The following is a 7,397-nucleotide window of genomic DNA, read 5'->3' as shown; positions in this document are numbered from 1 at the left end:
GGGTCAGCCCGCGAGAAGTGCGCGCAGCTTCTTGCGGCTGACCTTCCCGACGCCCGTCTCCGGGAACTCCTCGATCACCGTGACGGTGTCGGGGAGCTTCCACTCGGCGAGCCCGGCCTCGCGGACGAAGGCGCGGATCCCGGCCAGACTGGGCGGCTGCTCCGGATCCTCGGGGATCAGATAGGCACAGGTGCGTTCACCGAGATAGGAGTCGGCGACGGCGACGACGACCGCGTCGCGCACCGCGGGGTGCGCGAGCAACTGCTCTTCGAGCTGTTCGGCCGACACCTTCTCGCCGCCGCGGTTGATCCGGTCGCCGCCCCGGCCCCGGACGATGATGTTGCCGTGTTGATCGCGCTCGACGACGTCGCCGGTGCGATACCAGCCGTCCGGCGCAAACGAGGCCGAGGCTGCCCCCTGCCAGTAGCTCCGGATCGTGTACGGACCCTGCGTCTCCAGGAACCCGGGCCCCGTGTCGACCGGGTTCCCGTCCTCGTCGACCAGGCGCACCTCATCCTCGTCGGACATGGGACGCCCCTGCGTGGTGCAGATCTCGTCGATCGGGTCGTCGAGACGTGTGTAGCAGACCAGCCCCTCGGCCATGCCGAACACCTGCTGCAGGGTGACGCCCAGGGCCGGCCCGATCCGACGGGCCAGCTCGTCGGGGCACCGGGCCCCGCCGACCTGGATCGTCTGCAGGGAGGAGATGTCGAGATCGGTTCCGCGCTCGGCGGTCTCGGTCCACAGCCGCGCCAGTGGCGGCACCAGCCCGGTCATCGTGACACGTTCGGCAGCCACGATCTGCCAGGCGACGGACGGCGTCGGGGACGCGGTGAGCGCCACCGTTCCGCCGGCGACGAGCGCGCCGAGGATGCCCGGCGAACTCATCGGGAAGTTGTGTGCCACCGGTAATGTCGCGAGGTACACGGTGTCGGCGGTGACCCCGCACACCTCGTTGCTGCGACGCACGCTGTAGAGGTAGTCGTCGTGGGTCCGCGGGATCAGTTTCGGGATGCCGGTGCTGCCGCCGGACAGTTGCAGGAAGGCGAGGTCCGACGGATCCGCGCGACCATGCTCGATCGGTTCGGCGAACAGCGATTCGAGATCCTCGACGTCGATGAGATGGCGCACAGAATCCACCTGCACCGCAACGCTCTCGGCGAGTGCGCGATGGTCGTAGCCCTCGTGGGTGCGAGGCGAGACGATGGCCACGGCGCCCGCGGACCGGGCGATACCGACGAGCTCGGCCTCCCGATGGGCCGGCAGCCCGAACACCGGGATCGCACGCGCCCGGAACACCGCGAACACGGCCTCCACGTAGGCGACCCGGTTCGGGATCTGCAGCAGGATCCGATCCTCGGGCTCGATGCCCAGGGCGGCGAGTCCCGCTGCCAGCCGGTCCACGCGCTCGTGCAGTTCGCGGTAGGTCAGCCGGCGCTCGGCGTCGACGACCGCGGTCCGCGACGCGGTATCGGGATCGGCGGCACGGGTGCGCACGATGTCGTCGAACGTCTCCCCGCGCCATAATCCCAGCGCACGGTAGTGGTCGACCAGTTCGGGGGGCCACGGCGAAACCTTCACGAGAGGTGAGGCTACCCTAACGGAGTGGCCATTCCTTCGATCAACCCTTACGAGATTCCCCGCGGACCGTTTCCCGCTCGTGTGAACTGGACATTGGATGCCCATCGCAGCGCCTTGCTGATCCACGACATGCAGCGGTACTTCATCGACGCCTACCAGCGCGACCAGGAGCCGATGGCGACCGCGCTGCCGAACATGGTCCGCATTCGCGAGGCCTGTCGTCGTGCCGGCGTACCGGTCGTCTACACGGCACAACCCGGTGACCAGCATCCGTCTCGTCGCGGCATCCTTGCCGATTTCTGGGGCAAGGGCCTCGTCTCCGGTCGAGACGAGGACATCGTCCCCGAACTCGAGCCGAACGACGGCGACATCCGGGTCACCAAGTGGCGCTATTCCGGATTCCAACGAACCGACCTCCGACAGCTCCTCGGACATCACGGGCGCGACCAGCTCATCGTCGTGGGCGTCTATGCCCACATGGGATGCATGATCAGCGCCACCGAGGCATTCATGAGCGACGTGAAACCGTTCTTCGTGATCGACGCCATGGGCGACTTCAGCCGCGAGGAACACCAGATGGCCGGTGAGTACATCGGTAAACGGGCGGGTCTCGTCGTGTCCGCCGATCAGGTGACCGAGACGCTCTCGGCCGCCGCCCAATCCCGGGGCGACCGCATGCACACGGTCTCGAGCGGCATCATCCGGTGAGTGTCGCCGACGTCGAGGGAATCACCGGCAGACGCGCCGTCGTGACCGGCGCCACCGGCGGGATCGGGCGGGCCGTCGTCGACGCCCTCACCGCGGCCGGCGCGGATGTACACGGGTGGGACCTCGACGGTGCCGCCGTCCGAGCGGTGGACGTCTCCGATCGTGCGGCCGTCGCCATGGCGTGGAAGGCGGTCGAGAACGACGAGGGCCCCATCGATCTCGTGGTCAGCGCGGCTGGCGTCCTCAGCGAGGACTGGGACATCTGCATGGCCGTCAACGCCGGCGGCGTGCGCAACATCCTCGATGTCGCGGTCCAGTCGATGACGGACCGTCGGCGCGGCAGTGCCGTCGTGATCTCCAGCAATGCGGGTGCGACCCCGCGAGCCCGGATGGCGCCGTACGCCGCGTCGAAGGCGGCGGCGACGTCGTATGCGCGGAGCATCGGCCTCGCCGTCGCCGGACATGGTGTGCGGGTGAACATCGTCTCGCCCGGTTCGACCGATACGCCGATGCTGCGCGGTATGTGGACGTCGGATGACGATCGCGACGCCGTCCTCGCCGGCGATCCGGCACAGCATCGGCTCGGAATCCCTTTGCAGCGCATCGCGGCTCCGACAGACATCGCGGCCGCCGTGGTCTACCTTGCCTCGGACGCCGCACGACACGTGACCATGCACGACCTCCGCATCGACGGAGGTGCGACGTTGGACATGTGACACGTCCCTCGATTTCGTCTGCCCACCTGAACGATTGGTACCGCCATGAACACCATGCGCACCGGAGGTCGTCGTACGGTTCTCGTCGCCGCGACCGCGTTGCTCGTCACCCTCGCCGCCCTCGTCTCGGCGTGCTCGGCCCCGGCCGAGGACGATTCGTCGAGCAGTTCGGCCACGTACACGCCGCTTACGATCGACCACGAGTACGGCTCCACCACGATCGACAAGCGTCCTGAACGCGTCGTCACCCTGCTCACCAACTGGACCGATACCCTTGCGGCGCTCGACATCCCCATCACGGCCGAGTTCAAGGAGCAGGGATACGCCGGCCCGAACAACACGTTCGAATGGACGCCCGAGCACACCTCAGAGGTCAAGGTGGTCCCGTCGATCGCCGCTCTCGACATCTCCGAGCTCGCCGCCTACAAACCGGACCTGATCCTGGCGGGGTACCTCGGCGACCAGAAGAACTACGACCGTCTCAGTGCGGTCGCCCCGACCATCCCCGTGATGCAGAAAGGCGCCACCACGGACACGTGGGAAGACGTCGCGAGCACCACCGGCAAGATCTTCGGCAAGGAATCCGAGGCCGACGACCTGATCAAGCAGACCGACGCCAAGATCGCGACGTTCAAGTCCGATCATCCGAACGCAGTCGGCAAGACGTTCACCTTCGCGCAGTTCCAACCGACCGGGCAGATCGGCGCGATCAACTCGACGAGGGACTCCGCTGCAGGGCTGCTCGCCCAACTCGGCTTCGTCCTCAATCCGAGGCTGGCAGCCGAGCACAAGGGCAGCGCGACGCGGTCGCCCATCTCGCCCGAGCGTGTCGATCTGCTGGACTCCGACCTCCTCGTCGCGTGGAGCCTCGGTGACGACTCGGTGTATCAACGCGTTCCGGGATGGGACAACCTCACCGCGGTCTCCGACGACACCGTCGTCTATCTGACCAACGACAACGCACCCGCCTTCGGCGTGCCGAGCGCGCCGTCGGTCGACTACGTGATCGGACTGCTGAACCCCGTCGCCGCGCGACTCTGACACCGGTAGCGACACCCGGACAGCGCGCCTCACGACTCAGGCCCACCCGAACGGATCGGTGGGCCTGAGTCGTCGGCACACCTCGCCCGCCGTAACCTCGCCGTTCCCGCCGACCGTGTCCAACTTCGCGCCGATCGGGCGCACCGGCGGACCCGGGACGAGGCGGCGTGACATAAGAGGCCCGACGCCGGACACGATCGGCGAAATCCAGGACACAGTCAGCGAACTCCAGGGCACGATCGGCGAGATCTCGTGCCTGGGCGATGAACTCGGGTGCACCCGCTGAGGGCCTAGAACCCGCGCGGGGCCCGACCGAGGTCGGCACGGACCAGGCCTGGCAGCCGGGTCAGAGACATCTTTCTGCGACGCCCGCGCCCCGCCGACCGTGCTCCGGATCACGCCGATCGTGTCCAGAATCGCGCCGATCGTGTTCGCCGGCCGCCCCGGACGCGACGTCGCGAGCCGAGCGATCAGACTCCGGACACGATCGGCGAAATCCTGGACACGGTCAGCGAATTTCCGGACACGATCGGCGGAATCCAGGGCACGATCGGCGAATTCGGGAGGTACGGTCGACGCGGACGCGGGGCTCGAGCGAAGCGGGGCTCGAGCGAAGCGGGGACTCGCTCAGGGCCAGCGCTGTTGATCCGCCCAGCGCAGGGCGGCGGTCTCCGACCACGCACCCAGGCCGTGGCCCGCCTGAGCGGTACGGAAGTCGATCGTCGCCCCCTGCGACCGTGCCTGCGAGACGAACTGCTCGGTGAGTGGTGCGAATGCCACCGGATCGAGCGTGCCCTGCTGGATCAGCAGCGGCGTCCGATAGCCGGCGGTCGGGACCCGCGTCGCTTCGCGGAGCGCCGGGATCAACGGACCCTCGGCGAACGGTCGTGCGATGAGCTGTCCGACTGTCAGGCCCTTGGTGGCCCGCCCCTGGTTGGGATAGCAGAGGGTCTTCGCATCCTCGACGACCTTGCGACCCAACGGCGTCAGATACGAGTCGACGTAGGCGTCGGGGCGCACGACCTTCAGTCCGGCCAGGACATACGAGAAGTAGGTGATGTAGTCGGGGACCGCTACCGGCGGGAAGCCCGGCCGCAGGGTCTGAAAGTACTCGGCGAGCCCGACCGGCGGCGAGTTGACCACACCGCCGACGTCAGTGAGTTCCGGTGCGTACGACGGCGCGAGATTCGACGCCCAGAGTGACGCATGACCACCTTGCGACGCACCACTGGTGACGAATCCGTTCGACGTGCTCCCCGACTGCCGTGCGACCACCGTCCGGGCAGCGCGGACGGAATCGAGCACATTGCGTCCGGCGACGGCCCCGTCCAGGTAGGCGTGTACGCCCGGTCCGCCGATCCCGGCGTACTCGGTCGCCGTGATGACGTAGCCGTCCTTCAGCCATGGACCGAGCCAATCGTCGTACCGCCCTTGATGTCCCATGCGGTCGGTGACCGTGCAGTCATCACCCAGCCCCGCGGTGCCGTGGGCGTATCCGAGCACCCGCCAGCCACCCGGACGAGGAGCGGTCGACGGGATCATCACCGTGCCGCGCACCGGGACGATCTTTCCGTCCGACCCCTCGGACAGATAGGTCATCGAGATGACGCGGCCTGCGCCGGCCACCTTGGCGTCGGGCCGGTCGGTGATGTCCGTCGTGTTGAGCACCGTCCCTGCGCCCTGCTGCGGGGCGCCGTGGGCGGGCGGCACCGCCACCAGGGCGAGGACACCGAGGACGACGGCGGCGATGATCGCCGCGCTGCGTGTCGCTGTCCGCATCATGCGACCGCGGCCTCCACCTTCTTGTCCTCGGCGAAGCACATCGACCGCAGGACGTTGTGATACGCGGTGAAACCGAAGTTCAACGGCGCGTAGAACAGTCCGAAGGGACGAGGCACCAGGTTGGCGACGCCGGGCAGCGCGATCGGCAGAGCGTTCGAGTAGATGACCTGAGCGACGTAGATGCTGAAGTACATGGTGTAGTACGCCGCCGTCATCGACTTCGTGACCGGGAGATCCCACAGTCGGACCTGCTCCCCCATGTTCTTGCCCTGGTTGAAGTTGTGGATCAGCCCGATGACGATGTCGAGTGGAGCACCGCCGGTGGCGATTCCGAAGCTGTTGTCCCCGATGCTGATCGGGATATCCGGCGACACATAACCACCCAGCAGCGAGATGATGCCCTCGATCTGGTTGTAGTCTGCCGGGTCGGCCGGTATCAGGTTCACCGGCACCCACGTGTTACGCATCCGGTTCTCGACGTCCTTGGAGATCGCGGCGATCGCAGCGCGAGTCGCCGGATCCTTGTTGGCGTCGGTCAAGTACGCCGTCGTGCGATCGACGATGCGTGACATCGGTTGGTTGCCGATGGGCTCGCAACCCTTCTGGTCCGCGAGATCGACCTGACCGGCGATGTCCTGGATGAACTTCGGCACCGAACCCGAGAAGCGCAGATCCTTGATCGGCTTGCCGGCCCGGTCGCGCTCCTCCTTGGTCATCGACACGAGGCAGGAGTTCACCAGCGCACTCGAGATGAACTGGTACAGATACCGCGCCCCGTAGATCCCGATGTAGAACGGCAGGGTGACGAGGAAACGGACATTGATCGGTCCCCAGATCGGCGCGATGTTCGGCACCGCACTCAAGACGACCGTGAGCGGGATGATGACTGTCGTGTAGATCAGCAACCACGCGGTCTCGACGGCCTGGGCCAGGGTGAGGTTCTCGACGGTGATCGCCTGGAACTGCTTGCCGTGGCGGACGTTCAGCAACTGCGACACGACGTATAGCGAGATGGGGTCGCGGTACTTCATGATCGGGTCACCGCGCTGGGCGCCGAGCTGATTCGGATGGTTCGACACGAGCATGTTCGAGATGCGCAGCCGGTCCATGTCCCGGTGCGTCTGCGCCTTGATCCTGTCCTTGTCGCGCTTCACCTGCGGGGGCAGATACGGCAGGAAGGAGTCGAAGATCGCATCGTAGATCTTGCCGAGGGTGGCGAAATCTGAACCGACACACTCCTTCGCGTTCGGCGAGGACGTAGTCGGCTGAGCCGACGTCGACGGCGGTGAGGCAGGGACCGCCCCGGCCGGCGCCACCAGCGAACCATGACTCTCGGCGAATCCGAGGGTGATGACGGCGGCCATCACGATGATTGTCAGACGGCGGAACAAGCGCCCAACCTCTCTACCAGAACTTCCCCAGCTCGCCGCCCGCGATCGTGTGATCGACCCCCGGCAAGAACCACCAAGATAAGGTGATCCTAAGCAAAGTAACAGGTCGGTCTCAGGCCGGCCAAGACCGGTGACCATTTCCACAACAACCGCGTGGCGAAATGACCGCCGTCGAGGA

6 protein-coding genes are annotated in these 7,397 nt (G+C 66.8%); 3 read left to right on the top strand and 3 right to left on the bottom strand.

Annotated elements, in window-relative coordinates:
• Nucleotides 1–3: 3 nt before the first annotated feature.
• Nucleotides 4–1,581: a (2,3-dihydroxybenzoyl)adenylate synthase gene (locus QSJ19_RS10950; RefSeq protein WP_286320352.1), complete on the bottom strand. Its 1,578-nt coding sequence runs from the start codon at nucleotides 1,579–1,581 to the stop codon at nucleotides 4–6.
• A 24-nt stretch (nucleotides 1,582–1,605) separates the two neighbouring features.
• Between QSJ19_RS10950 and QSJ19_RS10945 the strand changes: the two genes are divergently transcribed.
• The 3 genes from QSJ19_RS10945 to QSJ19_RS10935 are packed head-to-tail and all read left to right on the top strand — an operon-like array spanning nucleotide 1,606 to nucleotide 4,046.
• Entirely contained in the window at nucleotides 1,606–2,289 is a 684-nt protein-coding gene (locus tag QSJ19_RS10945; RefSeq protein WP_286320351.1) for an isochorismatase family protein, read from the top strand.
• Nucleotides 2,286–3,005, top strand: coding sequence for an SDR family oxidoreductase (locus QSJ19_RS10940; RefSeq protein WP_286320350.1), 720 nt, complete (start codon nucleotides 2,286–2,288; stop codon nucleotides 3,003–3,005). Before QSJ19_RS10945 ends, QSJ19_RS10940 begins: the two co-directional genes overlap by 4 nt.
• Before the next feature lie 45 nt (nucleotides 3,006–3,050).
• On the top strand, nucleotides 3,051–4,046 hold the full coding sequence (locus tag QSJ19_RS10935; protein WP_286320349.1) for an ABC transporter substrate-binding protein: 996 nt from the start codon (nucleotides 3,051–3,053) through the stop codon (nucleotides 4,044–4,046).
• Nucleotides 4,047–4,673: 627 nt separating this feature from the next.
• Here QSJ19_RS10935 and QSJ19_RS10930 read toward each other — a convergent pair.
• Complete coding sequence (locus QSJ19_RS10930) at nucleotides 4,674–5,828, bottom strand: lipase family protein (RefSeq protein WP_286320347.1); 1,155 nt, start codon at nucleotides 5,826–5,828, stop codon at nucleotides 4,674–4,676.
• Nucleotides 5,825–7,192, bottom strand: a complete 1,368-nt coding sequence (locus tag QSJ19_RS10925) for a hypothetical protein (RefSeq protein ID WP_286320345.1) — start codon at nucleotides 7,190–7,192, stop codon at nucleotides 5,825–5,827. The genes QSJ19_RS10930 and QSJ19_RS10925 overlap by 4 nt, the downstream gene beginning before the upstream one ends.
• Nucleotides 7,193–7,397 lie beyond the last annotated feature (205 nt).

The sequence above is a fragment of the Gordonia sp. ABSL11-1 genome (genome assembly GCF_030315685.1).
GTDB lineage: Bacteria > Actinomycetota > Actinomycetes > Mycobacteriales > Mycobacteriaceae > Gordonia.
The sequence above is the reverse complement of the archived record's forward strand: the minus strand, read 5'-3'. Positions and strand labels throughout refer to the sequence as shown.

What these genes read in the sequence shown, in the direction of transcription:
- QSJ19_RS10930 (WP_286320347.1), bottom strand. Translation starts at nt 5,828, where the DNA reads ATGATGCGGACAGCGACACGCAGCGCGGCGATCATCGCCGCCGTCGTC.
- QSJ19_RS10925 (WP_286320345.1), bottom strand. Translation starts at nt 7,192, where the DNA reads ATGGCCGCCGTCATCACCCTCGGATTCGCCGAGAGTCATGGTTCGCTG.
- QSJ19_RS10935 (WP_286320349.1), top strand. Translation starts at nt 3,051, where the DNA reads ATGAACACCATGCGCACCGGAGGTCGTCGTACGGTTCTCGTCGCCGCG.